The following is a 26,863-nucleotide window of genomic DNA, read 5'->3' on the forward strand; positions in this document are numbered from 1 at the left end:
ACGCCAATGGGCATCAGCAATGCGGGAGGTCTTGATGGCTTTGGTGATCGAAGGCGAGGAGCGCATCGCCGCACCCGTTGAGAAAGTGTGGAAAGCCCTCAACGACCCGGACATTCTCAAGCAAGCGATTCCCGGCTGCAAGAGCCTGGAAAAGAAATCGGATACCGAGATGGCCGCCACCGTGGTGCTGAAGATCGGACCGATCAAGGCGACCTTTAACGGCGAGGTGATGCTGAAGAACCTCAAGCCGCCGCACTCCTATACGATCCAGGGCGAAGGCAAGGGCGGCATCGCCGGCTTCGCCAAGGGCGGCGCCGATGTGACGCTGACCGCCGACGGCGCCGACACGACGGTGCTGAAATATGCCGCCAAGGCCGATGTCGGCGGCAAGATCGCGCAGCTCGGCAGCCGGTTGATTGAATCGACCTCGAAGAAGCTGGCCGGGCAGTTCTTCTCGACGTTCGGCGAGAAAGTCGGCGCCGCTTAGAGCAATTCCAGGAAAAGTGTGTAGCGGTTTTCCGTCCGGAATTGCGTAAAAACAAATACTTAGAGCGGTTCGGCGAATTCTATGAATCGCTGAAACGCTTTAGCTTGCGCCTCGCCTGAAGAAGACTCGGTCGTCGAGCGCCGGCGCCCCCTCATCGGCCGCCCAGGCAGACCTACTCGAACACGATCGAGGGCACCGCGGCTTCCGCCGCGCCGCGCTCGTCCTGGACCCTCTCCCAGACCTTCGCGGCGATATCGCGATAGATTTTCGCCTCGGCGCCGTCCGGCTTCGACGCGACCACCGGCGCGCCGGCGTCCGAGCTTTCGCGGATGCCCATTTCGAGCGGCACTTCGCCGAGGAAAGTGACGCCCAGCCGTTCCGCCTCGCGGCGCGCGCCGCCATGGCCGAAAATGTCGTAGCGTTTGCCGGTGTCGGGAGCGAGGAAGTAGCTCATGTTCTCGACGATGCCGAGCAGCGGCACGTCGACCTTCTTGAACATGTTGAGGCCCTTGCGCGCGTCGATCAGCGCAAGATCCTGCGGCGTCGAGACGATGACGGCGCCGGCCAGCGGCACCTGCTGGGCCATGGTGAGCTGGGCGTCGCCGGTGCCGGGCGGCATGTCGACCACCAGGACGTCGAGCGGTCCCCACTCGACCTCGCGCAGCATCTGGGTCAACGCCGACATCACCATCGGGCCACGCCAGATCATCGGCGTCTCCTCATCGACGAGGAAGCCCATCGACATCACCTTCAGGCCGTAATTCTGCATCGGCTTCAGGATTTTGCCGTCGACGGTCTGCGGCCGGCCATGGATGTTGAGCAGCCTCGGCATCGACGGCCCGTAGATATCGGCATCGAGCACGCCGACGTTCAATCCATTGGCGGCAAGCCCGAGCGCCAGGTTGACGGCGGTCGTCGACTTGCCGACGCCGCCCTTGCCGGAAGCGACGGCGATGATCGCGTCGATGCCGGGCACGCCGCGCTTGCCGTGGCTGTGCGAGGCGGGCGCTTGCGGGGCGGCGCGCTGCGGCGCTGGCCGCGGCGGCGCTGCCTGCGGAGCCGGGCGCGGCCGAACCGGTGCTTCCATGCCGCCGCCCTTCTTCTCCGCCGTCAGCGCGACGACGGCGTTGACGACGCCGGGGATGGCCTTGACCACGCGCTCGGCGGCGGCGCGCAGCGGCTCCATCTCCTGCGCGCGGGCCGCAGGAACGGTGATCGAGAAGAACACCTTGGAGTCGGCGATGAAAATCTCCGAGACCAGGCCGAGGTCGACGATGTTGCCGGTGAAATCCGGCCCATTGACCGTCTTCAGGCGTTCGATGACGGATTCCTTGGTTACGGTCATGATCTTTCCTCGGGCTTTGGTGTTCCAGATAGTGCAGTTTCCCGGCAGAACCAAGCCGTGCAGCAAAGGCGCGCCCGGCATGCTCCCGAAAGCGACCGATGGCGTCGGATTTTATCGGATGGCGGTTCCAATCGGACGGCAATTCTGCCGCTCGATCATGGCCAATCGATCCACGGGCCCTATCTCGGTTGCCATGAGCGACGGCAACCGGAAAGGAGACTGTCATGCTCGCAAACAGCAATGCAGCGGCCAATCTGGCAGTGAAAGACCTGGCGAGAGCAAAGGGCTTTTATGAAGGCACGCTGGGCCTCAAGCAGGTGGACGACATGGCCGGAGAACTGATCGTCTATAAAAGCGGCGACACGGTCATCAACGTCTATCATTCGGAGTTCGCAGGGACCAACAAGGCGACGGCGGTGACCTGGACGGTCGGCGATCAGATCGGCGCCATTGTCCCGGCGCTGAAGTCGAAGGGCATCGCCTTCGAACACTATGAGATGCCCGGCCTGACCCTCGAGGGCGATATCCATGTCGGCCAGGGCGTGAAGGTCGCATGGTTCAAGGACCCGGACGGCAACATATTGTGCCTTGCGGGTGAGTAGTTTTCATCCTCCGCTTCGCGTCAGGCTGCCAGGCGCGTGACAAAATAGGTTAGCGCCGAAATGGCGGCGGTTGCCGGCAGGGTGATGACCCATGCCACGACGATATTGCCGGCTATGCCCCAGCGCACGGCCGAGACACGGCGGGCGGCGCCCACACCGATGATGGCGCCGGTGATTGTATGTGTGGTCGACACCGGAACGCCGAGCCAAGTGGCGGCAAAAAGCGTGATCGCACCGCCGCTCTCGGCGCAGAAACCCTGCATCGGGTTCAGCCGGGTGATCTTCGAGCCCATGGTGTGGACGATGCGCCAACCACCGAACAACGTGCCCAGCGCCAGCGCCGACTGGCAGGTGATGACCACCCAGAGCGGCACGTAGAAGCTCTGGCCGAGCATGCCTTGCGAATAGAGCAGCACGGCAATGATGCCCATGGTCTTCTGCGCGTCATTGCCGCCGTGCCCCAGCGAATAGAGCGAGGCCGAGAAGAACTGAAGGATGCGAAAGCTGTTGTCGACCGCGAACGGGGTCTGCCGCACGAACAGCCACGAGACGACGAGGATGAGGACAAGCGCCAGCACGAATCCGGTCGCCGGCGAAAGCACGATGGCCGCGATCGTCTTGCCCAGCCCGGACCAGACGATGGCGCCCGTTCCCGCCTTGGCGACGCCCGCGCCAACCAGCCCGCCGATCAGCGCATGCGAGCTGCTCGACGGAATGCCGGCGATCCAGGTGACGATGTTCCAGACGATGGCGCCGATAAGCGCGGCGAAGATCACCGCCGGTGTCACGATCTCGGCATCGACGATGCCTTTCCCCACCGTCTCGGCGACATGCAGGCCGAAGAACAGGAAGGCGATGAAATTGAAGAAAGCGGCCCAAAACACCGCATAATGCGGCCTGAGCACGCGGGTGGAAACGATGGTCGCGATCGAGTTGGCGGCATCGTGTAGGCCGTTCAGGAAATCGAAGAACAGCGCCACCGCAACGAGGCCGGCCAGCAAGGGAAAGGCGATCGTGACGTCCATCGCTACACGTTCTCGATGACGATGCCGCTGATCTCGTTGGCGACGTCCTCGAAACGGTCGACCACCTTTTCCAGTTGGCCATAGATCTCCGAACCGATCAGATAGGCCATGGGGTCGCTGCGGCCGTGCCGCTTGAACAGATCCTTGAGACCCTGCTCGTGCAAATCGTCGGCGCGGCCTTCGACGCGCATGACCTCTTCCGCGATGGCATTCAGCCGCGCGGCGTTCGCGCCGACCTTGCCGAGCAACGGGATGGCCTCTGCGACCAGCCGGGCGGCCTGGACGATGACGCCGCCCATTTCCCGCATCAGCGGATCAAACTCCCTCATCTCGAACAATTTCACCGTCTTGACGGCCTTGTGCATCGTGTCGATGGCATCATCCATCGACTGGATCAGATCCTTGATGTCGCCGCGGTCGAAGGGCGTGATGAAGGAGCGCCTGACGGCAAGCAGGACCTCCGCGGTGATGCCATCCGCTTCGTCTTCCAGATCGACGATCTTCTGACACCAGCGGTCGATGTCCCTGCCCTGGAGAAGCTGCTCCAGCGCCTCGGCGCCGCCAACCACCGTGCGCGAATGCCGTTCGAACAGCTCGAAAAAGCGATCCTCGCGCGGCAACAGTCTGCGAAACCAACCCAGCATCTCGTCCTCCCTGCTTCCGCCTATCTCACATAACGCCACGCGCGGCGCGGGAAAACAGATAGCCGGCTCAAAAATGTGGATGAGATCCTGTCGTGCATGCGTCTTGCGGAGCAAAGCGATTTCCCCGACCTTGGGCAAACCGTGGATCGGATGATATGATCGACAAGCTGGAATTCTTCATCGCTTTGGCCAAGGAAGAGCATTTCGGCCGCGCGGCCGAAGTGTGCGGCGTCACCCAGCCGACACTGTCGGCCGGCATCAAGCAGCTCGAAGAGCAGCTCGGCGTCATGCTGGTGCTGCGCGGCTCGCGCTTCCAGGGCCTGACGCCGGAAGGCAAGCAGGTGCTGGTTTGGGCGCGCCGCATCGTCGGCGACACCCGGACCATGCGCGAGGAGATGCGGGCGGCGCGCCGCGGCCTTGCCGGCCGCATCCGCATCGCCGCCGTCCCGACCGCCCTTGCTATGGTGGCGCGGCTGACGACGCCGTTTCGCGAAAAGCATCCGGGCGTCACCTTCTCGATCCTGTCGCGCACCTCGATCGAGGTGCTGTCGCTGCTCGGCAATTTCGACGTCGACGCCGGCATCACCTATCTCGACAACGAGCCGCTGGGGCGGGTGACCAGCGTGCCGCTCTATGACGAGCGCTACCAGCTGATCACAGCGGTCGGTAACCCCTATTCCGACCGCGACAAAGTGACATGGGCCGAGATCAGCCAGTTGCCGCTCTGCCTGCTGACGCCGGACATGCAGAACCGGCGCATCATCGACCAGCATCTGGCGGAAGCCGGGGTGCAGGTGCGGCCGACGCTGGAATCCAACTCGATGATCGTGCTGTTCTCGCATATCCGGACCGGCAAATGGTCGTCGATCATGCCGCTCAACCTCGCGGAAACATTCGGCTTTTCCGAGCCGATCCGGGCCATTCCGATCGTCGAGCCGGATGCCAGCCACACAGTCGGGCTGGTAGCGGCGCCGCGCGAGCCGCACACGCCGCTGGTGCAGGCGCTGCTGGACGAGGCAATGGCGCTGGCAGACGATTTCCGCGCCCATCGCTAGGCTAGACAATGCGGACCGGTCGTTATTGATAGAAATTTTCTATCAAACAACGGAACGGCTTTATTGATTTCAGGGGTTTCCTCTGATTTCGTAAGGACTTAGCGATATTGCGCCCTGTGCATGTCGTTGCCCCGGAACCGCTCTATATGATGGGGTGACATATATTGGGCCACCACGACCAGGGAGGGCGCTGCATGCCGATGCAGCCTGCAAGTACCGAGATCGCGTCGCGCACGGCGGCGATCATCGAGGAGTTGAAGGACCTCGAAGGTCCGCTGTTGCCGATCCTCCACGGCATCCAGGAGGAGTTCGGCCACGTGCCGCAGGCAGCCCTTCCGGTCATCGCCGACGGGCTGAACCTCTCCAGGGCCGAAGTGCACGGTGTCGTCACCTTCTATCACGATTTCCGCGCCCAGCCGGCCGGCCGGCATGTGCTGAAGCTCTGCCAGGCGGAGGCCTGCCAGTCGATGGGTTCGGAGGCTGTCGCCTCCAAGGTCAAGCAATTGCTCGGCATCGATTTCCACGGGACCACGCGCGACGGATCGGTTACACTGGAGCCGGTCTACTGCCTCGGGCTCTGCGCCTGCTCGCCGTCGGCGATGCTCGACGGCGAAGTGATCGGCCGGCTCGACGACGAGAAGATCGAAGAGATCGTCGCGGAGGTGCGTTCATGATCCCGCGCATCTACATTCCCACGGATTCAGGCGCGCTGGCGCTCGGCGCCGAAAAGGTCGCCAGGGCGATCGAGAAGGAGCTCAAGGAGCGCGGCGTCGAAGCCAAGATCGTGCGCAACGGCTCTCGCGGCGCCTATTTCCTGGAGCCGATGGTCGAGGTGGCGACCGCCGAGGGCCGCGTCGCCTACGGGCGGGTGAAGCCGTCGGACGTCAAGAGCCTGTTCGACAGCGGCTTCCTCAAGGGCGGCCACCACAAGCGCTGGCTGGGCGCGCCAGACAAGATTCCCTTCCTTGCCAAGCAGACGCGGCTGACCTTCGCCCGCTGCGGCGTCATCGATCCGCTGTCGCTCGACAGCTACAAGTCGCATGGCGGTCTGAAGGGCCTTGAGAATGCGGTCGCCATGGCGCCGGCCGACATCGTGAAACAAGTGACCGAATCCGGCTTGCGCGGCCGTGGCGGCGCCGGCTTCCCGACCGGCATCAAGTGGAAGACGGTGCTCGATACCACCTCCGAGCGCAAATACATCGTCTGCAACGCCGACGAGGGCGACAGCGCCACCTTCGCCGATCGCATGATCATGGAAGGCGATCCCTTCGTGCTGATCGAAGGCATGGCGATCGCCGGCATCGCCACCGGCGCGACCAAGGGTTTCGTCTATATCCGCTCGGAGTATCCGCATGCGGTGGCGACGATGAACAGGGCCGTCGAGATCGCCCGCAAGCACGGCGTGCTCGGCGTCAATGTGCTGGGCTCGCCCAACGCCTTCGACATGGAAATCCGCGTCGGCGCCGGCGCTTATGTCTGCGGCGAGGAAACCTCGCTGTTGAACAGCCTGGAAGGCAAGCGCGGCGTGGTGCGCGCCAAGCCGCCGCTGCCGGCGATCCAGGGCCTGTTCGGCAAGCCAACGGTGATCAACAACGTCATCTCGCTGGCTTCGGTGCCGATCATCATGGACAAGGGCGCCGCCTACTACAAGGATTTCGGCATGGGCCGCTCGCGCGGCACGATCCCGATTCAGATCGCCGGCAACGTCAAGCATGGCGGCCTGTTCGAGACGGCCTTCGGCCTGACGCTCGGCGAGATCGTCGACGAGATCGGCGGCGGCACGGCTTCGGGGCGTCCGGTGAAAGCGGTGCAGGTCGGCGGGCCGCTCGGCGCCTATTTCCCGCGCGCGCTGTTCGACACGCCGTTCGACTACGAGGCCTTCGCCGCCAAGGACGGGCTGATCGGCCATGCCGGCCTCACCGTCTTCGACGACACCGCCGACATGCTGAAGCAGGCGCGCTTCGCCATGGAGTTCTGCGCCATCGAGAGCTGCGGCAAGTGCACGCCCTGCCGCATTGGTTCGACACGCGGTGTGGAGGTTCTCGACAAGGTTGCCGCAGGGGTCGAGGCAGAGAAGAACCTCGCTCTGGTCACCGACCTTTGCAATACGATGAAGTTCGGATCGCTCTGCGCGCTGGGCGGCTTCACGCCCTACCCGGTGATGAGCTCGATCACGCATTTCCCCGAGGATTTCAAGCCGGCGCCGACGCGCGTGGCTGCCGAATAGGAGCTGGCAGATGAACATCAAGGCCGACTTCCCGACACTCATCGAGGAGATCGACTACGGCACGCCGGAGTCGAAAGCGACGAAGCAGGTCACGCTGACCGTCGACGGGCAAAGCGTCACCGTGCCGGAAGGCACCTCGATCATGCGCGCGGCGATGGAAGGCGGGGTCGAGATTCCGAAGCTCTGCGCCACCGACATGCTGGATTCGTTCGGCTCGTGCCGCGTCTGCCTGGTCGAGATCGAGGGACGCGGCGGCACGCCGGCGTCCTGCACGACGCCGGTCGGCGAAGGCATGGTGGTTCGCACGCAGTCCGACCGGCTCGACGCCATCCGCCGCGGCGTCATGGAACTCTACGTTTCCGACCATCCGACCGGGTGGAAAGAGAAGGCCGGAACCGGCGCCAGCGAGTTCGACGCGGTGGCGAAGTCGGTCGGGCTGACCGAAAACCGCTACGGCGTCGAAGGCCGCAACCACGTCAAGGAAGAGAACGGCGTCGCGCCCGGCCATGGCTCACTGGCGGTCGACTACATCGCCCGCGACGACTCCAACCCCTATTTCACCTACGACCCGGCGCAGTGCATCGTCTGCTCGCGCTGCGTGCGCGCCTGCGAAGAGGTGCAGGGCACCTTCGCGCTGACCATCGAGGGCCGCGGCTTCGAATCGCGCATGGTCGCCGGCATGCACGAGGATTTCATCGCTTCGGAATGCGTCTCCTGCGGCGCCTGCGTGCAGGCCTGCCCGACCGACGCGTTGCGCGAGAAGACGGTGCTCGAGAAGGGCATGCCGGAGCGCTCGGCCGTCACCACCTGCGCCTATTGCGGCGTCGGCTGCTCGTTCAAGGCGGAGGTGAAGGGCGACGAGGTGATCCGCATGATGCCGTACAAGGACGGCAAGGCGAACCACGGCCACAGCTGCGTCAAGGGCCGTTTCGCCTACGGCTACGCCACCCACAAGGACCGCATCCTGTCGCCGATGATCCGCGAGAAGATCTCCGATCCGTGGCGCGAAGTGAGCTGGGAAGAGGCGATCGCCTATACCGCCAAGGAATTCCGCCGCATCCAGTATCAGTATGGACGCGGCTCGATCGGCGGCATCACCTCCTCGCGCTGCACGAACGAGGAGACCTATCTGGTCCAGAAGCTGGTGCGCCAGGGCTTCCGAAACAACAATGTCGACACTTGCGCGCGCGTCTGCCATTCGCCGACCGGCTACGGCCTTGGCCAGACCTACGGCACCTCGGCCGGCACGCAGGATTTCGATTCGGTCGAGTTCACCGATGTCGCCGTCATCATCGGCGCCAATCCGGCGTCCGCCCACCCGGTGTTCGCCTCGCGGCTGAAGAAGCGGCTGCGCGAGGGCGCCAAGCTGATCGTGCTCGATCCGCGCCGCACCGAGATGGTGAAATCGGCGCATGTCGAAGCGGACTATCACCTGCCGCTTAAGCCCGGCACCAACGTGGCGGTGCTGACGGCGCTGGCGCATGTCATCGTCACCGAGGGCCTGTTCGACGAAGCCTTCATCCGCGAGCGCTGCGACTGGGCCGAATTCCAGGACTGGGCATCGTTCGTCGCCCTGCCGGAGAACAGCCCGGAGACCGTCGGCAAGCTGTCCGGCGTCGATCCCGAGCTCATCCGGGGCGCCGCGCGCCTCTACGCCAAGGGCGGCAATGGCGCGATCTATTATGGCCTCGGCGTCACCGAGCACAGCCAGGGCTCGACCACGGTGATGGCGATCGCCAACCTCGCCATGGCCACCGGCAATATCGGCCGTCCGGGCGTCGGCGTGAATCCGCTGCGCGGCCAGAACAACGTGCAGGGCTCGTGCGACATGGGCTCCTTCCCGCATGAGTTGCCCGGCTATCGCCACATCTCGGGCGAGGCCGTGCGCGACATCTATGAGAGCCTGTGGGGCGTGAAGCTGGACGAAGAACCGGGCCTGCGCATTCCCAACATGCTCGATGCCGCCGTCGACGGCTCGTTCAAGGGCATCTACATCCAGGGCGAGGACATCCTGCAGTCCGACCCCGACACCAAGCATGTCGCGGCCGGCCTCGCCGCGATGGAATGCGTCGTCGTGCACGACCTCTTCCTCAACGAGACGGCGAACTACGCGCATGTCTTCCTGCCGGGTTCGACCTTCCTCGAGAAGGACGGCACCTTCACCAATGCCGAGCGCCGCATCAACATGGTGCGCAAGGTGCTGGAGCCGAAGGCGCGCTACGCCGACTGGGAGGCGACGCAGGAGCTTGCCCGCGCCATCGGGCTCGACTGGAACTACACGCATCCGTCTGAGATCATGGACGAGATCGCCAAGACGACGCCGAGCTTCGCCGGCGTTTCCTTCGATCTGCTAGACCGCGTCGGCTCGGTGCAGTGGCCGTGCAACGAGAAGGCGCCGCTCGGCACGCCGATCATGCATGTCGACGGCTTCGTGCGCGGCAAGGGCAAGTTCATCCGCACCGAATATGTGGCGACGGACGAGCGGACCGGTCCGCGCTACCCGCTGCTGCTCACCACCGGCCGGATTCTGTCGCAGTACAATGTCGGCGCGCAGACCAGGCGCACCGAGAATGTGACCTGGCATGCCGAGGACCGGCTGGAGATCCATCCGCACGACGCCGAGAACCGCGGCATCCGCGAGGGCGACTGGGTGCGGCTGGCAAGTCGCTCCGGCGAAACCACGCTGCGCGCGCTGATCACCGACCGCGTCTCGCCGGGCGTCGTCTACACGACCTTCCACCACCCGGACACGCAGGCCAACGTGATCACCACCGACTTCTCGGACTGGGCGACCAACTGTCCGGAATACAAGGTCACCGCCGTGCAGGTGGCGCCGTCCAACGGCCCGACCGACTGGCAGAAAGACTATAACGAGCAGGCCAAGCAGAGCCGCCGCATCGCTCCGCTGCAGGCGGCGGAGTAGGACTTGGGCGCGCGCCGCAAAGCCACGACGCAGATCTCGCGGCTGGCGCGCCGCGTTGGCGGCACCGCGGCCGCGAACCGCATGGTGCCGGAGGAGACGCCGGTGGCGTTCTCCTATGCCGGCACCACGCATGCGGTGATGATGGCGAGCCCCGCCGATTTCGAGGATTTCGCGCTCGGCTTCTCGCTGACCGAAGGCATCGTTGCCGATCCGGCAGAGATCGAGGCGATCGAGGTCGAGGATCTCGGCGCCGGCATCGACATCCAGATAAGGCTGAAGGACAAGGCCAACACGCGCTTCCAGGCGCGGCGGCGGAGGCTGGCCGGACCGGTCGGGTGCGGCTTGTGCGGCATCGAATCCATCGAGGAAGCGATGCGCTCGGTCGACGCGGTGGGTTCGTCGAAGCTTACGCTCGACGCCGAGGACGTCACCCGCTCGGTCAAGCTGCTGTCGAAGCTGCAGCCGCTGCATACGGAGACAGGCGCAGTGCATGCGGCCGGCTTCTACATGCCCGGCAAAGGCATCGTCATGGCGCGCGAGGATGTCGGCCGCCACAATGCGCTCGACAAGCTGGCCGGCGCGCTGGCGAAAGCCGGCATCGACGGCGCTAGCGGCGCGGTCGTGGTGACCTCGCGCGTGTCGGTAGAGATGGTGCAGAAGACCGCCGCCATAGGTGCTGCGATCATCATGGCCGTCTCGGCGCCGACAGCGCTGGCGATCCGAACGGCAGAGGCCGCCGGCATGACGCTGGTGGCGCTGGTGCGCGGCGACGATTTCGATATTTTCACCCACCCCGAACGGGTGGCTTGCGGAGTTGCCAAGCATGTCGCATGACGAAGACCACATCACCAGCACCAGGGAAAAGCTGGTGCGCATGGCCAACCAGATCGCCACCTTCTTCCATTCGAAGCCGCGCGAGGAAGGCATTACCGGCGTCGCCGAGCACATCAACAAGTTCTGGGAGCCCAGGATGCGGCGGCAGTTGTTCGAAATGCTGGACGGCGACCCGGAGGATTTCGACGACCTGGTCGTCGCTGCTTCGGTCAGGATCAGGCGGCCGCTGACGGCCGAACAGGCCGACAAGAGCCTCGGCTACGCAAGGCCGGCTGAGGCCGAGGGCGCCGTTCCGCACAAATAGCGCGGGAAGCGCCATCGGCGCCGAAGGTCTTACACTTCAGCTCTCTCCAAAGTTTGGCTGCCGTGAGCGGCACCGTTCTGCTATGGTCGACGACAGGAAGTCGTCTGGCCGGGCGGGGTAGCTTGCGTGAGGCCGATCGAGACCAGATACGCCCGTAGCGGGGATGTGCGGATCGCCTACCAGGTGGTCGGTCAGGGTTCGTTCGATCTCGTCTTCGTGCCGGGCTTCATTTCCAACCTCGACCTGCAATGGGAAGACGAAGGCTACAGCCGCCTCTTGAAACGGCTCTCGGCCTTCTCGCGGCTGATCCTGTTCGACAAGCGCGGCACCGGGCTTTCCGACCGCGTCGACCCCCGTCACCTGCCGAGCCTCGAGACCCGCATGGACGACGTGCGCGCGGTGATGGACGCCGCCGGCAGCGGCCGCGCGGCGATCCTCGGCGCTTCGGAAGGCGCGCCCATGGCGATGCTGTTCGCCGCCACCTATCCGGTGCGGACGCGGTCACTCGTGCTCTATGGCGGCTATGCGCATTTCCACAAATGGGTGATGCCACCGGAGCGTCTGGAAGCCTTCATCGCAACGGTGGAAACCTCGTGGGGAACCGGAGCGACCTTGCCCAATTTCGCGCCGGGCCGGGTGGACGACACGCATTTTTCGCAGTGGTGGGGACGGTTCGAACGGCTGTCGGCGAGCCCGACCGCCGCGGCTTCGCTTGCGCGCATGAATGCCGGGATCGACGTACGCGGCATTCTCTCCACAATCGCCGCACCGACGCTGCTCATTCATCGCCGCAACGACGTGCGCGTCGACCCAGAGGCCAGCCGCTTCCTTGCCAGGAAGATCCATGGCGCGCGGCTGGTCGAGATGCCTGGACGCGACCATCCGATCTGGACCGGGGACGTCGACCGGGTGGCCGACCTGATCGAGGAGTTCCTCACCGGCCAGCCGGCGGTGGCCGACACGGAGCGGGTGCTCGCGGCGCTGCTGGTGACGCGCATCTACGACACCGCCAAGCTCGGCGACCGCATGTGGAGCGAGCGCAGCCAGCGCTTCCAGGAAACATGGCGGCTGCTGGTCGGCCGCCATGGCGGGCGTGTCGCCGGCATGCATGGCGAGCTGATGGTCTCGCGCTTCGACGGGCCAGCGCGGGCCATACGCTGCGCGGCGGCGCTGCGCGATGCGGCGCAGCAGATCGGCGTCGCGAGCGCGCAAGGCGTGCATGTCGGCGAGATCGAAATGCGCGGCCAGCCGGTCGGCCTGACAGCGCGGGTGACGATGCAGCTCGCCACCCATGCCGGACGGGGCGACATCCTCGCTTCGCGGCTGGTCGCCGAGCTTGCGACAGGTTCCGGCCTGCGTTTCGTCGATGCCGGCCGCATCAGCCTCGACGAGCTGGGCGAGCCGCTGCCGGTCGTCCAGGCAACATCGGAACAGCATCTGGAACCGGCCTGCCGCCCCAAACCCAGGGCAATGGAGCCGGCGGCCTTGACGGCGCGGGAAAGCGAGGTGGTGAGCCTGATCGCGGACGGCATGAGCAATGCGGCGATCGCCGCCGAGCTGAAACTCAGCGAGCACACAGTCAAGCGGCACGTCGCCAACATATTGCTCAAGCTCGACCTGCCGTCGCGGGCGGCGGCGGCGGCCTTTTCGGCCAGGCAGGCTGGCCCGGAAGGGCCATGAGAGCCATGGCGCTTTCGAGCGAAGCGCCTCGAGCGCTGGAAGCGGTACGAATTCTTCCCATGCAGGCCGGGCGATGTCGCCGAGACGGCACTGCGAATGGAGGATGAAATGCTGAAACTGAAAGGCAGGATCGGATTGCTGGCATTTGCCGCCGGCGCATTGCTGGCCATCACGTCGGCACGGGCCGAAGACGCTTCGGCCACCGCCGCCTACAAGGACATCCAGGCGACTCTCGGCTCGGTGCCCGACATGTTCAAGACGCTGCCGGACGTCGCCGTTGCCGGCGCCTGGGCCGAGATCAAGGGCGTCCAGCTCAATCCCAAGACCGCCCTCGACGGCAAGACCAAGGAGCTGATGGGCCTTGCGGTCGCCTCGCAGATCCCCTGCCAGTACTGCATCTATTTCCACACGCTGGCGGCCAAGGCCAACGGCGCCAGCGACGAAGAGATCAAGGAGGCCGTGGCGATGGCGGCGATCGTGCGCCACTGGTCGACGATGCTCAACGGCAGCCAGGTCGACCTCGCCACCTTCAAGAAGCAGACCGACGACCTGTTCGCCGCCGTCAAGGCGAAGTCGCAGTGAAGCGCGAGCTGCCCGGCATTGCGCCGGGCAGCGCCTCAATCGAACGCCCGGTCGAACGGGCATATGGAGATCAAAATGCTGACCAAGACACAAGTCGTAGACGGCGCCGCGATCAAGAAGGCGATCGAGGGCCGCGACGGCAGGCTGCTGTCGAGCTTCTACAATGACGATGCGCTTGTGCGGGTGATCGACCGCAACAATCCGCCGAGCAAGCCGCGCGAAATCCGCGGCCGCGCGGCTATCAGCACCTTCTGGGACGACATCTGCAGCCGGGCGATGACCCACAAGGTCGACACCACCATCGCCGAGGGCGACAGCCTCGCCTTCACGCAGGCCTGCGCCTATCCGGACGGCACGAAGGTTTTCTGCGCGGCGATGCTGGAGCTGAAGAACGGCCGCATCTCACGGCAGACGGTCGTGCAGGCCTGGGACGAGTAGATCAAGAACGGACTTTGTCTGCAAAACAGGGAGGAGAACCAAGATGTTCAGCGCAAGATGGCAGATCGACGCCAGGTTCGGTCACAAGCAGACCGCGATCGAGCTGATGCGGAAATGGGAGCGCGAGATCGGCTCGCAGGTCGGGCTCGCCGACCTGAAGTTCCAACTCATGACCGGTTCTGTCGGCGCGCGCGAAGCGACGATCGAGGCCCACCATCAGGTCGAAAGCCTGGCCCAGCTGGAGGAATTCTTCGCCAAGATCGCCAAGATCGACGCGCATGCCAAATGGGGCAAAGAGCTGGAGCCCTATGTCGTGTCGGGAACCAGCCTCTGGAATATCTACCGCATCGTCGAGTAGTGGCGTGGCCTACCTCTCCCCTTGTGGGAGAGGTCGGATTGTCCCGATTTGCTCTTCGCAAATCGGTTGGCAATCCGGGTGAGGGGTAACTTGGCGCCAAGAGCGTTTCAGCGATTCATAGAATCGCCGAACCGCTCTAAGTATTTGTTTTTACGCAATTCCGGACGGAAAACCGGTAGACACTTTTCCTGGAATTGCTCTAGCTGGAACACGCCTCATCCGTCTTGTCGCTTCGCGACAATCCACCTTCTCCCACAGGGGGAGAAGGGAGTTTAGTTGCGCCCTACATCAGGCCAAGCTGCTTGTAGAAGCCGAGCGCGTCGTAATAGTCGCTCTGGGTCGCGATCTTGCCGTCCTTGACCTGGAACATCGAGGCGCCGGTGAAGGAGAATTTCTTGCCGGTCGCCGCCGTGCCGTCTCCCCAGGCGCCGGTGTTGGTGCCGGAGAACTCCCATTCAAACGAAATCCGGTCGCCGTCGACCAACGGTTTGCCCTTCATCGTCCAGACCGCATCGGGAACGGCCTTGAGGAAGTTGTCGATGACGCCGGTCTTGGCGGCATCCTTGCCCGCCACCGGCTTGCCGACGGAAGCGTCGTAATAGGTGACGTCGTCGGCGAAGTAACCGGCGGCCTTGGCCGAGTCATGCGCATTCCAGGCCGCGACATAGGCCTCGACCACCGACTGCGCGGTGTCGCCGGCGAAGGACGGCGCCACGGCGAAAAGCGTGGCGGCGATGGCTGCGGATATCAGAAACTGGCGGCGCTGCATTGTTGTTTTCCTCCCTGGTTGAAATGCTTGCCTCCGGAGGCAAGCTCGGTCGGATGAGGGGTGTTCCAGCTTGGCGCCAAGCTTACCCCTCACCCGGATTGCCAACCGATTTGCGAAGAGCAAATCGGGGCAATCCGACCTCTCCCACAAGGGGAGAGGCAGAAGGCGCCTAGCCGTGCGCCACCATCACATGGCGGACGGCGGTGTAGTCTTCCAGCGCGTAGAGCGACATATCCTTGCCGTAGCCGGACTGTTTCAGCCCGCCATGCGGCATCTCGTTGGTCAGCATGAAGTGGGTGTTGATCCAGGTGCAGCCATATTGCAGGCGGGCGGCCGTCGCCATGGCGCGCGAGATGTCCTTGGTCCACACCGACGAGGCGAGGCCATAGTCGCTGTCGTTCGCCCAGTTCACCGCTTCGTCGACCTCCGAGAAGCGGGTCACCGAGACGACCGGGCCGAAGACCTCGCGGCGCACGATCTCGTCTTCCTGCAGCGCGCCGGCGACGACCGTCGGCTGGTAGTAGAAGCCGGAGCCGTCGCCCGGCTTGCCGCCGGTGGTGATCTCGATGTGCTTCAATTCCGAAGCGCGCTCGACGAAGCTCGACACGCGATCGCGCTGGCGGCGCGAGATCAGCGGCCCGATCTCGTTCTGGGTGTCGTCGGGCAAATTGTACTTGATGGTCGAGACCGCCGAGGAAAGATCGGCGACGAGCTTGTCGTAGATCTTCCTGCCGGCATAGATGCGGCAGGCGGCGGTGCAGTCCTGGCCGGCATTGTAATAGCCGAAGGCGCGCAGGCCGCCCACCACGGCGCCGAGATCGGCGTCGTCGAAGACGACGACCGGCGCCTTGCCGCCGAGCTCGAGATGCGTGCGCTTGACCGACTTCGCGGCCGCCTGCAGCACCTTCTTGCCGGTGGCAACGTCGCCGGTGATCGAGATCATGTTGACCTTGGGGTGGTTGATCAGCGTGTTGCCGACGCTGTCGCCGCGGCCGAGCACGACATTGACGACGCCCTCGGGCAGGATTTCGGCGAGAACCTTCGCCAGCTTCAGTGTCGTCAGCGGCGTCTGCTCGGACGGCTTGAAGACGACCGTATTGCCGCCGCCGATGGCCGGCGCCAGCTTCCAGGCCATCATCATCAGCGGATAGTTCCAGGGCGCGATGGAAGCGACGATGCCGATCGGATCGCGCCGGACCATCGAGGTGTGGCCGGGCAGATATTCACCCGCCACCTGGCCGGGCATCGATCGCACCGCGCCGGCAAAAAAGCGATAGCAGTCGACGATCGCCGGGATCTCGTCATTGAGCACGGCATTGATCGGCTTGCCGCAGTTCAGCGCCTCGAGCGCCGCGAATTCCTTGGCTTCGGCCTCGATGCGATCGGCGATCTTCAGGAGATAGCCCGAGCGCTGCGCAGGCGTCGTGCGCGACCAGCTGGCGAAAGCCTTCTCGGCCGCCGCGACGGCGGCATCGATCTGCGCCGGGTTCGCTTCGGCCAAGTTGAGGATGGTCGCCCCGGTCTTCGGATTGAGGATCGGCTCCTCGGTTTCGGTGCCCTTCTGGAAGGTCGAGCCAATCAGCATCTGGGTGTCCATGTGGGTTTCTCCTTAGAGAGAAGTGAATGGAATGGTGAATGGTGAATAGTCATTAGTGAGTAGTAATTAGCGATCGACTTCTAGGCTCCACCGAAGGTTTCTCACTATTCACTATTCACTATTCACTATTCACTATTCACTATTCACTATTCTCATTTTCCACTCCCCGCGATCTGGTCGCCGTCGCGGGTCAGGTAGTAGGCAAAGAGGATCGGCAGCAGCGTCACCAGCACGACCACCATGGCAACGACATTGGTGACCGGACGCTGGCGCGGGCGGATCAGTTCTTCCAGCATCCAGATCGGCACGGTCTGCTGCTGGCCGGCGGTAAAGGTGGTGACGATGACCTCGTCGAAGGACAACGCGAAGGCCAGCATGCCGCCGGCAAGCAGCGCGGTTGCGATGTTGGGCAGCACGACATGCCTAAACGTCTGAAAACCGTCGGCGCCGAGGTCCATCGAGGCCTCGATCATCGAGCCCGAGGTGCGGCGGAAGCGGGCGACGGCGTTGTTGTAGACGACGACCACGCAGAAGGTGGCGTGGCCGAGCACGATCGTCCAGAACGAGAATGGGATGTCGGCGAGCGCGAAGGCGGAGCGCAGCGCGATACCGGTGATGATGCCTGGCAGCGCGATCGGCAGGATGACCAGAAGCGAGATGGTCTCCCGGCCGAAGAAGCGCGTCCGCGAGACGGCAGCGGCGCAGAGCGTGCCGAGCACCAGCGCGATCGCCGTCGAGATGGCGGCGACGCGGATCGACAGCGACAGCGCCTCCCACACATCCGGCCGGTTCCAGGTGACGGCGAACCATTGCGTGGTCAGCTCCGGCGGCGGCCAGACGAAGCTCTTCTCTTCCGTCGTGAAGGCGTAGACGAAGATCAAGAGGATCGGCAGGTGCAGGAAGAGCAGGCCGCCTGCGGCAGCGACCTTCAGGCCGAGCGGAGCGGACTGGCCGCGATCAGAGCGCATCGAAAGCCCCCATGCGCTTGGCGCCCCAGAGATAGAAACCCATGATGACGATGGGCACCACGGTGAAGGCGGCGGCTAGAGGGATGTTGCCGGCGGTGCCCTGCTGGGAATAGACGGCCTGGCCGATGAAGAGCCGCGAGGTGCCGATGATCTGCGGGATGATGTAGTCGCCCAGCGTCAGCGAGAAGGTGAAGATCGAGCCGGCGACGATGCCGGGCAGCGCCAATGGGAACAGCACGTTGCGGAAAGTCTGGCCGGGCGAGGCGCCGAGATCGGACGAGGCCTCGACCAGATTGCCGGGCACGCGCTCGAGCGCCGCCTGCACAGGCAGGATCATGAAAGGCAGCCAGACATAGACGAAGACGATGAAGGTGCCGGTGAAGGACACCGACAGCGAGTTGCCGCCGACGATCGGCAGTGACAGCCAGCCGTCGAGAAGCCAAAGCAGGTTGAGCTTGCCAAACAGCCACGTGAGGATGCCCTCCTTGGCGAGGATCAGCTTCCAGGCATAGACCTTGACCAGGTAGCTCGACCACAGCGGCAGCATCACGCCGAGATAGAACAGCGCCTTCCAGCGGCCGCGCGCATAGCGCGCTGCATAATACGCGATGGGGAAGGCGATGACCGCGGAGGCGAGCGTCACGAGCGCCGCCATCGTCACCGTGCGCAGGATGATGTCGAGATTGGCGGCCTGCAACAGGTCGCCGTAGGTCTTCAGCGTGAACTCGCGGTTGATGAGGCCGGAAAACTCGTCGATCGAAAAGAAGCTCTGCAAAAGCAGCGCGAAGAGCGAGCCGATATAGACGATGCCGAGCCACAGCACCGGCGGCAGCAGCATCAGCAGCAAAAGAAGTTTCGGCCGGCGCCAGAAGAGGTCGGAAAACGCGCCGCGCATGCCGCCGCTGCCCGGGAGGATGGCGGGGGCCGTGGCGCGCGGCATGGCGGCGTCGAGGCTCATGCCGTCTCGTCCATCAGGTGCAGGTGCTCGCGGTTGAAGGTGAGCATGACGGCCTCGCCCTCGGCGGGGAGCGCCGTCCCCGCCGGCACCATGGCGTGGAGCCTCAGCCCGTCCGCATCGAGCGCCAGCCTGGTCGTGGCGCCGAGATAGTTGGTCCCGACCAGACGCGCGGTGACGCCATCGCCGCTCGTCGCGATGGAGACGCGGATGGATTCAGGCCTGAGACTCCCCCAGCGGTGCTGGCCGGAGTAGCGCTGGACGAAGTCCGGCGGCAGCACGTTGGAGGAGCCCACGAAGTCGGCGACGAAACGCGTCCTCGGCCGCTGGTAGATGTCCTCCGGCGTGCCGACCTGCATGATCCTGCCGTCGTTGAAGACGGCGACGCGGTCGGCCATCGACAGCGCCTCGCCCTGGTCGTGGGTGACGAAGACGAAAGTGATGCCGAGCACCTTCTGCAGCGACTTCAATTCTTCCTGCATGTTCTCGCGCAGCTTGAGGTCGAGCGCGCCGAGCGGCTCGTCGAGCAGCAGCACCTTGGGCTGGTTGACCAGCGCGCGGGCCAGCGCGACGCGTTGGCGCTGGCCGCCGGAAAGCTGACCGGGGCGGCGGGCGCCGTAGCCCGGCAGCCGCACCAGCGACAGCGCCTCTTCCGCCGCCTTCAGCCGTTCGGCCTTGCCGACGCCCTTGACCATCAGGCCGTAGGCAACGTTGTCGAGCACGTTCAAATGCGGGAAGAGCGCGTAGTCCTGGAACACGGTGTTGACGTTGCGGCGATAGGGCGGGACGCCCTCGGCGCGCTCGCCGAAGATCGAGATCGAGCCCGCCGTTGGCTGCTCGAAGCCGGCGATCAGCCTGAGACAGGTCGTCTTGCCGGAGCCGGACGGGCCGAGCATGGCGAAGAACTCGCCCGGCGCGATCTCGAGATCGACCGCGTCGACGGCGCGCACGCTGCCGAAATGGCGCGAGACTTGTTTGAAGGAAACGGCGGAGGTCATGAGCCCTGTCAGTCAGTTACCGGGTCAGCGAAGGCGGGTTCGCACGACGCCCTGCCTCCCCTTGCGGGGAAGCCGCGGGTGGGGGTACCCCCCACCCCGACGCTGTGTGTCGACCCTCCCGCATGAGGGAGGGTTAGAAACTCACCGCCCGCCGATGACGCCGATGTAGTCCGACACCCAGCGGTAGTAAGGCACACACTGGTCGTTCTGGCTGGCGCATTTCGACACCGGCGTCTTCCAGAACTTGATCTTCTCGAAATTGTCGTAGCCGTTGGTCTTGCAGCCCTCGTCGCCGAGCAATTCATTACTCTTGCAGGCGGCCGGCACGACCGGCAGCGAGCCGAACCAGGACGAGACGTCGCCCTGGACCTTGGGCGAGAGCGAGTGTTCCAGCCACATATAGGCGCAGTTCGGATGGGCGGCGTCGGCCTCCATCATGGTGGTGTCGGCCCAGCCGGTGACGCCTTCTTCCGGAACGGTCGAGGCTACCGGCTTCTTGGCCGCGACCAGCGTGTTCACCTGATAGGGCCACGAGCCGGAGGCGACGACGCCTTCGTTCTGGAAGTCGTCGACCTGGATGGCGGCGTCATGCCAGTAACGGCCGACCAGCGTGCGCTGGGTGCGCAGCAGTTCGAGCGCCGCCTTGTACTGGTCTTCGTTGAGCTCGTAGGGGTCCTTGATGCCGAGCTCCGGCTTGTGGAACATCAGGTAGTTGGCGGCATCCGCGATATGGATCGGCCCGTCATAGGCCTGGACGCGGCCCTTGTTCGACTTGCCGTCGGGCAGCTTCATCTCCTCGAAGACGACGTTCCAGCTCTTCGGCGCTTCCTTGAAGACATCGGTGTTGTACATCAGGATGTTCGGGCCCCATTGGTAGGGCACGCCGTAATGCACCTTGTCGACGGTGAACCATGGCGCGTCCTTCAGGCGGTCGTCGACCGTCTTCCAGCTCTTGATGAGGTCGGTGTTGATCGGCTGCACGCGCTTGCCGGCGACGAGGCGCAGCGATGCATCACCCGAAGCCGTCACCAGGTCGAACCCGCCTTCGTTCATCAGCGAGACCATCTCGTCCGAGGTGTTGGCGGTCTTGACGTTGACCTTGCAGCCGGTCTCCTTCTCGAAGGCGCTCACCCAGTCATAGTTCTTGTCGGTCTCGCCGCGTTCGATATAGCCCGGCCAAGCGACGATGTTGAGCTCGCCCTCGCCCTTGCCGAGCTCCTTGACCTGCGCGATCGCCTGACCCGAGAAGGTCAGCGCAACCGTCAACGCCGTGCATGACTTCAGGAATGCATTCATCATCGATCTCCCATTTTGGCGCGTGACCCCGAAACCAGTCCGGTTTTTGGGAAGAATCATGCGCAAACCTGAACGCCAGAGCTCTCAGCGCCCCGACAGCCGCGCTCCCGAGCGGCTTTGTTCCCTGGGCGAAAGGTGCTGTGAAAAATCCGGTTTCGCAAATTCATTTATCAGAAAGCCGATATCGGTTTTTCCGATACTTTGTTTAGCGCCATTCCCGGCGGAAGGCTACGTCGAAGTCGCCGAACCTAACCGTTTCACACTTTTCCTGTAATTGCTCAGATCAGAGCCGCTGGCGTACCATGCGCTGCGACTGCGCGAGACCGATGAAGTCGCGCGCGGCCTGCGGCAGGCCGGAACCACGCCGCCAGACCATGCCGACCTGGACCACCGGAAGCGAGCCGGAGATATCGCGGGATTCGATGCGGTCGCCTTCCAGCGACCAGGGGCGGTAGACGAGATCGGGCAGCAGCGCGACGCCGGCCCCCGTGGCGACGAGGCTGCGCACAGCCTCGACCGACCGGGTGCGGAAGGCGACATGCGGTCTCGCGCCGATCGCCGACAAGAGCTTGCCGGTGTTCTCCTCGATCTCGTCGACAGTGAGCATGATCAGCGGCTCGGACGCGATATCGCCGATCGAGATGATGTCGGCGCTGGCGAGCTTGTGGCTGAGCGGCAGCCAGAGCCGATAGGCCGAGACTTCGAGGATTTCGGACTGCAGCGCGGTGCGATCGCGCAAGTTCGAGGTGACCATGACGGCGATGTCGAGCTTGCCGCCGACCAGGAGGTGCTCGAGATAGTCGCCATTGTCCTCGATGGCCGAGACCTCGACGCTTGGATAGGCGCGGCGGTAGCGCGCCAGCAGGTCGGAGAGCACATAGCCGGCAACCAGCGAGGTGACGCCGAGCTGCAGCCGCCCGCCCGCCGTCAGCTGGTCGCCGAGGAAGGCGCGGCGCGCGTCGGAGACATCGGCCAGGATCTTTGTCGCGTGGCGCAGGAACTGGTGGCCCTTGTGGGTGATGTTGAGGCCGCGCGGATGACGCTCGAACAGTTCGACGCCGAGATCGCTCTCGAGCTCCTTGATCGCCTCGGTGACCGAAGATTGGGAGATCGAAAGGTTCTGCGCGGCGCCGGAGACGGTGCCCTGCTCGGCGACGGCGACGAAGAACTGGAGTTGGCGGATGGTGAAGGCCATGGCCGGACTAAACACCGGGATGATGGCGGAGGGAAGTGCCGGCCGGCCGCCTTCAGATCTCGCTCAGGCCGCGGCGATGCTGAGCCGCGCTCCGGCCTGGCTGAGCGCGGCGGCGATGTCGCGCGGCGGCGGCTGGTCGGTGGCCAGCTCGGAAAAGCCGTCGAAGCCGCAGACCTGAACCAGCCCCTGCCGGCCGAATTTGGTGTGGTCGGTGATGACCAGCGAGCGCTGGCCGCGCGACAGCACCATGCGGGCGAATTCGGCCTCCTCCAGTTCGTAGTCGGTCAGGCCGGCGACGGCGTCGACCGCGCCGATGGAGATCACGGCGTGGCTGACCGAGAAGCGACTGACGAACTCGATCGCGGTGGCGCCGAAGGCAGCGCCTGAATCGCTGCGCAGCTCGCCGCCGGCCATGTAGACCTTGTTGCCGTTGACTGTCGCCAGCGTGCGGGCGATGTCGGACGAATTGGTGACCACCGTCAGCCGGCGATGGCCGAGCAGCTCGCGCGCCAGGAAGGAAGTGGTGGTGCCGGTGTCGAGCATGATCGACTCGCCGTCGCGGATGGTGGCCGCGACCATTCGGGCAATCAGGCGCTTTGCCTCGGCATTCTCGCGCATGCGGCGTTCGAACGGCGCTTCTCCCGCCATCGAGGGCAGGCTGACGGCGCCGTGCATCTTCAGGATCGATCCCTCGTCGGTGAGCGGCCGGACGTCGCGCCGTACCGTCTCCAGCGACACGCCCAGGCGCTCGGCCAAGCTGGCAATGGTGACGGTGCCCTCCTCGTTGAGGAGCCGCAGGATCTCGCCATGCCGTTTCGAGTGGATCATGTGGATGTCCGCGATTTTGACCGATTCTAAGGCATTCCTAACGCTTTTAAAGGAATTGCTTATGCTTTCGGGCAAAACACCCAAAAAAGGTCACAGCTTTTTATTGACAGCAAGATCACGCTGGCGTGAGACTGATCCAGTGACAGGCTCGGAGCTGCCACGGGAGGGTGATGGCAGAGCCGCAATCGACCGACCAGACCTTCTGGAACGTGCCTGGCACGCGCTTTTTTCAAATCCGCGGGGGCGGATGCCGGGATCCTAAACCTGGCCAAGGGGCTCGTCGGTGCAGTGCGGGATATCGATCCCAGCGTCTCGCACCGACGAGGCTCTTTTGTTCTCTCTTACCGCTTTGTCGGAAACCGGCGCGTTGTCGAAAGCCGGCTGAAGCAGGAACGAACCCGTGAGCGCCCCCGCAATCGCCGAAGACCGCATCCGCGCCCTGCCGTGCTGGACCAGCAGCATCGAGATCGAGCCGCTGCCGGGGGGCTTGAGCAACGCCAATTATGTCGTCACGGACGCCGCCGGACGACATGTCGTGCGCTTCGGCCAGGACTTTCCGTTCCATCATGTCTTTCGCGAGCGCGAGGTGATGACGGCGCGGGCGGCACATGCGGCCGGCTTCGCGCCTGCCGTGCATTATGCCGAGCCCGGAATTCTGGTGACGGAATTCCTCGGCGCCAGGACGTTCCTCGCCGCGGATGTGCGCGCCGATCTCGGACGCGTGGCGGCGCTGCTGCGCGGCTTCCATCGCGAGATGCCGAACCATGTCTCCGGCGCGGGCTTCATGTTCTGGGTGTTCCACGTCATCCGCGACTATGCCCGCACGCTGGACGAAGGCGGCAGCCGCAAGAAGGACGAACTGCCGCGCTATCTTGCGCTGGCGGACGAGCTCGAACGGGCGCAGAAGCTTTTGCCGATCGTGTTCGGCCACAACGATCTTTTGCCGGCTAATATCCTCGACGACGGCAAAAGGCTGTGGCTTATCGATTTCGAATACGCAGGCTTCAATACAGCCATGTTCGACCTCGCCGGCGCCGCCTCCAATGCCGGCATGAGCGACGAGGAGTCCTTCGCTTTCCTTACCGCTTATTTCATGAAGGAGCCGGATGGCGAGATCCGGCGGTCGCATGCCGCCATGCAATGCGCCTCGCTGCTGCGCGAGGCGATGTGGAGCATGGTCTCCGAACTCTATCTCGACGCGCCCGGCATCGACTACGTTGCCTATACCGAGGAGAACCTCGTGCGGCTCGACGCGGCGTTGGAAAACTACCGGACGAAATACGGGGCGAAGCCATGACCTTGCCCAGCCATGCCGGCATCGTCGTCATCGGCGGCGGCATCATCGGCTGTTCGACAGCCTATCATCTGGCGCGCGACCACAAGGCCGACGTGGTGCTGCTCGAACAGGGCAAGCTGACCTCGGGCTCGACCTGGCACGCGGCCGGGCTGGTCGGGCAGTTGCGCTCGTCGGCCTCGATTACCCGCGTGCTCAAATATTCGGTCGAGCTCTACAAGGGGCTCGAAGCCGAAACCGGGCTTGCGACCGGCTGGAAGATGACCGGCTGTTTGCGGCTGGCGACGAACACCGACCGCTGGACCGAGTTCAAGCGGCTGGCGACCACCGCCAAGAGCTTCGGCATGGACATGCAGCTTCTGTCGCCGGCCGAGGTGAAGCGCATGTGGCCGCTGATGGAAACCGGCGACCTCGTCGGTGCCTGCTGGCTGCCGACCGATGGCCAGGCGAGCCCCTCCGACATCACGCAGTCGCTCGCCAAGGGCGCGCGCATGCACGGCGCGAAGCTCTACGAGGGCGTGCGCGTCACCAGCTTTACGATGAAAGACGGTCGCATCACCGCGGTGAAGACCGAGAAGGGCGACATCGCCTGCGACAAGGTGGTGAACTGCGCCGGGCAATGGGCAAGGCAGGTCGGCGCAATGGCCGGCATCAACGTGCCGCTGCAGCCGGTCAAGCACCAATACATCGTCACCGAGAAGATAGAGGGGCTCGCCAACGACGCGCCGACGATCCGCGATCCCGACCGCCGCACCTATTTCAAGGAGGAGGTCGGCGGGCTGGTGATGGGCGGCTACGAGCCGAACCCGCAGGCCTGGGCGACCGATCTCCCGGGCGGCGACGTTCCCGACGAATGGGAGTTCCGCCTGTTCGACGACGATTACGATCACTTCGAGCAGCATATGGCTCAGGCGATCGAGCGCGTTCCGGCGCTGGCCAACGCCGGCGTCAAGCAGATGATCAACGGGCCGGAGAGCTTCACGCCGGACGGCAATTTCATCCTCGGCGCAGCACCGGAATGCGCCAACATGTTCGTCGGCGCCGGCTTCAACGCCTTCGGTATCGCGTCCGGCGGCGGCGCCGGCTGGGTGCTGGCGCAATGGGCGGTCGACGGCGAGGCGCCGCTCGACCTGTGGGTGGTCGACATCCGCCGCTTTTCCGGCCTGCACCGCGACCGCGACTGGGTGCGCGACCGCACGCTCGAAGCCTATGGCAAGCACTACACGATCGGCTTCCCGCATGAGGAGTATCTCTCGGGCCGGCCGCGCATCGTCTCGCCGCTCTATCAGCGGCTGAAGGCGCACCGCGCCGTGTTCGGCTCCAAGCTTGGCTGGGAGCGGCCGAACTGGTTCGCGCCCGATAGCGTCGAGCCCAACGACATCTATTCGATGGACCGGCAGAACTGGTTCGGACCCGTCGGCGACGAGCACCGCCATGTGCGCGAGAGGGTCGGCATATTCGACCAGTCCTCCTTCGCCAAATTCGAGATGACCGGGGCCGACTCGCTGAAGGCGCTCGACTGGATCTGCGCCAACGACATCGACAAGCCGGTCGGGCGGCTGACCTACACGCAGCTTCTCAACACGCGCGGCGGCATCGAGGCGGATCTCACGGTGGCGCGACTCGGCGAGGAGCGGTTCTATATCGTCACCGGCACCGGCTTCCGCACGCATGATCTGTCGTGGATCGGTGACCATATCGGCGAGGGTCTCGACGCCAGGCTGAAAGATGTCACCGAGGATTTCGGCACGCTGTCGCTGATGGGGCCGCGCGCCCGCGACGTGCTGGCGACGGTGACGGATGCCGATGTTTCCAATACCGCCTTCCCCTTCGGCCATGCGCGCGAGATCGCGATTGCCGGCCACATAGGGCGGGCGCTGCGGGTGACCTATGTCGGCGAGCTTGGCTGGGAACTTCACGTGCCGATCGCCGCCACGGGCGAGATCTTCGACGCGCTGATGGCGGCGGGCAAGACGCACGGCATCCGCCCGGTCGGCTATCGTGCGCTGGAATCGCTCAGGCTGGAAAAAGGCTACCGCGCCTGGGGCTCGGACGTCACGCCGAACGACACGCCGCCGGAAGCGGGTCTCGGCTGGGCGGTGAAGCTCAGGAAGAACACCGATTTCGTCGGGCGGCGGGCGCTGGAGAAAGTGGCCGGCCTGCCGCCGACCAAACGCTTTGCCGGCTTCACCGTCGATGATCCGGAGGTCGTCCTGCTCGGGCGCGAGACGATCCTGCGCAACGGCGAACCGGTTGGCTATCTCACCAGCGGCGGCTATGGCTACACGCTGGAGAAGAACATCGGCTATGGCTATGTCCGCAACGCCGATGGGGTTCGCGACGATTTCCTGGCTTCAGGAGACTATGAGCTGGTGGTGGCGATGGAACGCACGCCAGCAAAGATCCATCTCGAGCCGATGTACGATCCGGCGGGAGAGAAGATAAAGGCCTGAGCCAGG

At 64.6% G+C, this 26,863-nt stretch carries 25 protein-coding genes; 14 read left to right on the top strand and 11 right to left on the bottom strand.

The features are described 5' to 3' along the window. The first annotated feature begins 34 nt into the window (after positions 1-34). Positions 35-487 carry a carbon monoxide dehydrogenase subunit G gene (locus tag EJ067_RS13335; protein ID WP_126086120.1) on the top strand — a complete coding sequence of 151 codons (453 nt, stop codon included), beginning with the start codon at positions 35-37 and terminating at the stop codon, positions 485-487. Between the two features lie 172 nt (positions 488-659). On the opposite strand, the gene EJ067_RS13340 is transcribed toward EJ067_RS13335, so the two are convergent. Further along, positions 660-1,835 carry an Mrp/NBP35 family ATP-binding protein gene (locus EJ067_RS13340; protein ID WP_245468312.1) on the bottom strand — a complete coding sequence of 392 codons (1,176 nt, stop codon included), beginning with the start codon at positions 1,833-1,835 and terminating at the stop codon, positions 660-662. A 221-nt stretch (positions 1,836-2,056) separates the two neighbouring features. Between EJ067_RS13340 and EJ067_RS13345 the strand changes: the two genes are divergently transcribed. After that, positions 2,057-2,434 carry a VOC family protein gene (locus EJ067_RS13345; RefSeq protein WP_126086122.1) on the top strand — a complete coding sequence of 126 codons (378 nt, stop codon included), beginning with the start codon at positions 2,057-2,059 and terminating at the stop codon, positions 2,432-2,434. Between the two features lie 20 nt (positions 2,435-2,454). On the opposite strand, the gene EJ067_RS13350 is transcribed toward EJ067_RS13345, so the two are convergent. Together EJ067_RS13350 and EJ067_RS13355 are read right to left on the bottom strand one after the other, a co-directional pair. Next, entirely contained in the window at positions 2,455-3,459 is a 1,005-nt protein-coding gene (locus EJ067_RS13350; RefSeq protein ID WP_126086123.1) for an inorganic phosphate transporter, read from the bottom strand. A gap of 2 nt (positions 3,460-3,461) precedes the next feature. Continuing rightward, positions 3,462-4,103 carry a DUF47 domain-containing protein gene (locus EJ067_RS13355; protein ID WP_126089611.1) on the bottom strand — a complete coding sequence of 214 codons (642 nt, stop codon included), beginning with the start codon at positions 4,101-4,103 and terminating at the stop codon, positions 3,462-3,464. Between the two features lie 155 nt (positions 4,104-4,258). Between EJ067_RS13355 and EJ067_RS13360 the strand changes: the two genes are divergently transcribed. The 10 genes from EJ067_RS13360 (at position 4,259) to EJ067_RS13405 (ending at position 14,504) form a co-directional block, all read left to right on the top strand. After that, complete coding sequence (locus EJ067_RS13360) at positions 4,259-5,158, top strand: LysR family transcriptional regulator (protein ID WP_126086124.1); 900 nt, start codon at positions 4,259-4,261, stop codon at positions 5,156-5,158. Positions 5,159-5,352: 194 nt separating this feature from the next. Beyond that, positions 5,353-5,832 carry a formate dehydrogenase subunit gamma gene (locus EJ067_RS13365; RefSeq protein ID WP_126086125.1) on the top strand — a complete coding sequence of 160 codons (480 nt, stop codon included), beginning with the start codon at positions 5,353-5,355 and terminating at the stop codon, positions 5,830-5,832. Next, positions 5,829-7,385 (top strand): NADH-quinone oxidoreductase subunit NuoF, encoded by a 1,557-nt coding sequence (locus EJ067_RS13370; protein WP_126086126.1) that lies wholly within the window; start codon positions 5,829-5,831, stop codon positions 7,383-7,385. The genes EJ067_RS13365 and EJ067_RS13370 overlap by 4 nt, the downstream gene beginning before the upstream one ends. Positions 7,386-7,395: 10 nt before the next feature. Continuing rightward, positions 7,396-10,308 (top strand): formate dehydrogenase subunit alpha, encoded by a 2,913-nt coding sequence (fdhF, locus tag EJ067_RS13375; RefSeq protein ID WP_126086127.1) that lies wholly within the window; start codon positions 7,396-7,398, stop codon positions 10,306-10,308. A 3-nt stretch (positions 10,309-10,311) separates the two neighbouring features. Beyond that, complete coding sequence (gene fdhD, locus EJ067_RS13380; protein ID WP_126086128.1) at positions 10,312-11,142, top strand: formate dehydrogenase accessory sulfurtransferase FdhD; 831 nt, start codon at positions 10,312-10,314, stop codon at positions 11,140-11,142. After that, positions 11,132-11,446, top strand: coding sequence for a formate dehydrogenase subunit delta (locus EJ067_RS13385; protein ID WP_126086129.1), 315 nt, complete (start codon positions 11,132-11,134; stop codon positions 11,444-11,446). The genes fdhD and EJ067_RS13385 overlap by 11 nt, the downstream gene beginning before the upstream one ends. A gap of 126 nt (positions 11,447-11,572) precedes the next feature. Then, positions 11,573-13,126 carry an alpha/beta fold hydrolase gene (locus EJ067_RS13390; protein ID WP_126086130.1) on the top strand — a complete coding sequence of 518 codons (1,554 nt, stop codon included), beginning with the start codon at positions 11,573-11,575 and terminating at the stop codon, positions 13,124-13,126. Between the two features lie 108 nt (positions 13,127-13,234). Further along, on the top strand, positions 13,235-13,708 hold the full coding sequence (locus EJ067_RS13395; RefSeq protein WP_126086131.1) for a carboxymuconolactone decarboxylase family protein: 474 nt from the start codon (positions 13,235-13,237) through the stop codon (positions 13,706-13,708). Between the two features lie 75 nt (positions 13,709-13,783). Continuing rightward, positions 13,784-14,146, top strand: coding sequence for a nuclear transport factor 2 family protein (locus EJ067_RS13400; protein WP_126086132.1), 363 nt, complete (start codon positions 13,784-13,786; stop codon positions 14,144-14,146). A 43-nt stretch (positions 14,147-14,189) separates the two neighbouring features. Next, the gene (locus EJ067_RS13405) at positions 14,190-14,504 is read left to right on the top strand and encodes a hypothetical protein (RefSeq protein ID WP_126086133.1); all 315 of its coding nucleotides are present in this window, start codon (positions 14,190-14,192) and stop codon (positions 14,502-14,504) included. A 283-nt stretch (positions 14,505-14,787) separates the two neighbouring features. Here the strand turns inward: EJ067_RS13405 and EJ067_RS13415 are convergent, their stop codons facing one another. The 8 genes from EJ067_RS13415 to EJ067_RS13450 all read right to left on the bottom strand — a co-directional run bounded on the left by EJ067_RS13415 (position 14,788) and on the right by EJ067_RS13450 (position 23,110). Continuing rightward, on the bottom strand, positions 14,788-15,273 hold the full coding sequence (locus EJ067_RS13415; RefSeq protein WP_126086135.1) for an ester cyclase: 486 nt from the start codon (positions 15,271-15,273) through the stop codon (positions 14,788-14,790). 169 nt (positions 15,274-15,442) lie between these two features. Further along, the gene (locus tag EJ067_RS13420; RefSeq protein ID WP_126086136.1) at positions 15,443-16,870 is read right to left on the bottom strand and encodes a gamma-aminobutyraldehyde dehydrogenase; all 1,428 of its coding nucleotides are present in this window, start codon (positions 16,868-16,870) and stop codon (positions 15,443-15,445) included. 152 nt (positions 16,871-17,022) lie between these two features. Beyond that, complete coding sequence (locus EJ067_RS13425) at positions 17,023-17,838, bottom strand: ABC transporter permease (protein ID WP_126086137.1); 816 nt, start codon at positions 17,836-17,838, stop codon at positions 17,023-17,025. Then, the gene (locus EJ067_RS13430; RefSeq protein ID WP_189510749.1) at positions 17,828-18,778 is read right to left on the bottom strand and encodes an ABC transporter permease; all 951 of its coding nucleotides are present in this window, start codon (positions 18,776-18,778) and stop codon (positions 17,828-17,830) included. The genes EJ067_RS13425 and EJ067_RS13430 overlap by 11 nt, the downstream gene beginning before the upstream one ends. A 14-nt stretch (positions 18,779-18,792) precedes the next feature. After that, positions 18,793-19,791 (bottom strand): ABC transporter ATP-binding protein, encoded by a 999-nt coding sequence (locus EJ067_RS13435; RefSeq protein ID WP_126086139.1) that lies wholly within the window; start codon positions 19,789-19,791, stop codon positions 18,793-18,795. A 141-nt stretch (positions 19,792-19,932) separates the two neighbouring features. Next, the gene (locus EJ067_RS13440) at positions 19,933-21,087 is read right to left on the bottom strand and encodes an ABC transporter substrate-binding protein (protein ID WP_126089612.1); all 1,155 of its coding nucleotides are present in this window, start codon (positions 21,085-21,087) and stop codon (positions 19,933-19,935) included. 283 nt (positions 21,088-21,370) lie between these two features. Beyond that, positions 21,371-22,282, bottom strand: coding sequence for a LysR substrate-binding domain-containing protein (locus EJ067_RS13445; RefSeq protein ID WP_126086140.1), 912 nt, complete (start codon positions 22,280-22,282; stop codon positions 21,371-21,373). Positions 22,283-22,345: 63 nt separating this feature from the next. Beyond that, the gene (locus tag EJ067_RS13450) at positions 22,346-23,110 is read right to left on the bottom strand and encodes a DeoR/GlpR family DNA-binding transcription regulator (RefSeq protein WP_126086141.1); all 765 of its coding nucleotides are present in this window, start codon (positions 23,108-23,110) and stop codon (positions 22,346-22,348) included. A gap of 400 nt (positions 23,111-23,510) precedes the next feature. Here EJ067_RS13450 and EJ067_RS13455 point away from each other — a divergent pair, with 400 nt between their 5' ends. After that, positions 23,511-24,407, top strand: a complete 897-nt coding sequence (locus EJ067_RS13455; protein WP_245468262.1) for a phosphotransferase family protein — start codon at positions 23,511-23,513, stop codon at positions 24,405-24,407. Beyond that, on the top strand, positions 24,404-26,857 hold the full coding sequence (locus tag EJ067_RS13460; protein ID WP_126086142.1) for an FAD-dependent oxidoreductase: 2,454 nt from the start codon (positions 24,404-24,406) through the stop codon (positions 26,855-26,857). The genes EJ067_RS13455 and EJ067_RS13460 overlap by 4 nt, the downstream gene beginning before the upstream one ends. Positions 26,858-26,863 lie beyond the last annotated feature (6 nt).

This window comes from Mesorhizobium sp. M1D.F.Ca.ET.043.01.1.1, assembly GCF_003952385.1.
GTDB lineage: Bacteria > Pseudomonadota > Alphaproteobacteria > Rhizobiales > Rhizobiaceae > Mesorhizobium.

Coding starts and splice junctions, on each gene's coding strand:
- EJ067_RS13415 (WP_126086135.1), bottom strand. CDS start 15,273: ATGCAGCGCCGCCAGTTTCTGATATCCGCAGCCATCGCCGCCACGCTT.
- EJ067_RS13440 (WP_126089612.1), bottom strand. CDS start 21,087: ATGAATGCATTCCTGAAGTCATGCACGGCGTTGACGGTTGCGCTGACC.
- EJ067_RS13445 (WP_126086140.1), bottom strand. CDS start 22,282: ATGGCCTTCACCATCCGCCAACTCCAGTTCTTCGTCGCCGTCGCCGAG.
- EJ067_RS13425 (WP_126086137.1), bottom strand. CDS start 17,838: ATGCGCTCTGATCGCGGCCAGTCCGCTCCGCTCGGCCTGAAGGTCGCT.
- EJ067_RS13450 (WP_126086141.1), bottom strand. CDS start 23,110: ATGATCCACTCGAAACGGCATGGCGAGATCCTGCGGCTCCTCAACGAG.
- EJ067_RS13400 (WP_126086132.1), top strand. CDS start 13,784: ATGCTGACCAAGACACAAGTCGTAGACGGCGCCGCGATCAAGAAGGCG.
- EJ067_RS13460 (WP_126086142.1), top strand. CDS start 24,404: ATGACCTTGCCCAGCCATGCCGGCATCGTCGTCATCGGCGGCGGCATC.
- EJ067_RS13365 (WP_126086125.1), top strand. CDS start 5,353: ATGCCGATGCAGCCTGCAAGTACCGAGATCGCGTCGCGCACGGCGGCG.
- EJ067_RS13395 (WP_126086131.1), top strand. CDS start 13,235: ATGCTGAAACTGAAAGGCAGGATCGGATTGCTGGCATTTGCCGCCGGC.
- EJ067_RS13370 (WP_126086126.1), top strand. CDS start 5,829: ATGATCCCGCGCATCTACATTCCCACGGATTCAGGCGCGCTGGCGCTC.
- fdhF (WP_126086127.1), top strand. CDS start 7,396: ATGAACATCAAGGCCGACTTCCCGACACTCATCGAGGAGATCGACTAC.
- EJ067_RS13355 (WP_126089611.1), bottom strand. CDS start 4,103: ATGCTGGGTTGGTTTCGCAGACTGTTGCCGCGCGAGGATCGCTTTTTC.
- EJ067_RS13405 (WP_126086133.1), top strand. CDS start 14,190: ATGTTCAGCGCAAGATGGCAGATCGACGCCAGGTTCGGTCACAAGCAG.
- EJ067_RS13335 (WP_126086120.1), top strand. CDS start 35: ATGGCTTTGGTGATCGAAGGCGAGGAGCGCATCGCCGCACCCGTTGAG.
- EJ067_RS13385 (WP_126086129.1), top strand. CDS start 11,132: ATGTCGCATGACGAAGACCACATCACCAGCACCAGGGAAAAGCTGGTG.
- EJ067_RS13435 (WP_126086139.1), bottom strand. CDS start 19,791: ATGACCTCCGCCGTTTCCTTCAAACAAGTCTCGCGCCATTTCGGCAGC.
- EJ067_RS13345 (WP_126086122.1), top strand. CDS start 2,057: ATGCTCGCAAACAGCAATGCAGCGGCCAATCTGGCAGTGAAAGACCTG.
- EJ067_RS13430 (WP_189510749.1), bottom strand. CDS start 18,778: ATGCCGCGCGCCACGGCCCCCGCCATCCTCCCGGGCAGCGGCGGCATG.
- EJ067_RS13420 (WP_126086136.1), bottom strand. CDS start 16,870: ATGGACACCCAGATGCTGATTGGCTCGACCTTCCAGAAGGGCACCGAA.
- EJ067_RS13350 (WP_126086123.1), bottom strand. CDS start 3,459: ATGGACGTCACGATCGCCTTTCCCTTGCTGGCCGGCCTCGTTGCGGTG.
- EJ067_RS13360 (WP_126086124.1), top strand. CDS start 4,259: ATGATCGACAAGCTGGAATTCTTCATCGCTTTGGCCAAGGAAGAGCAT.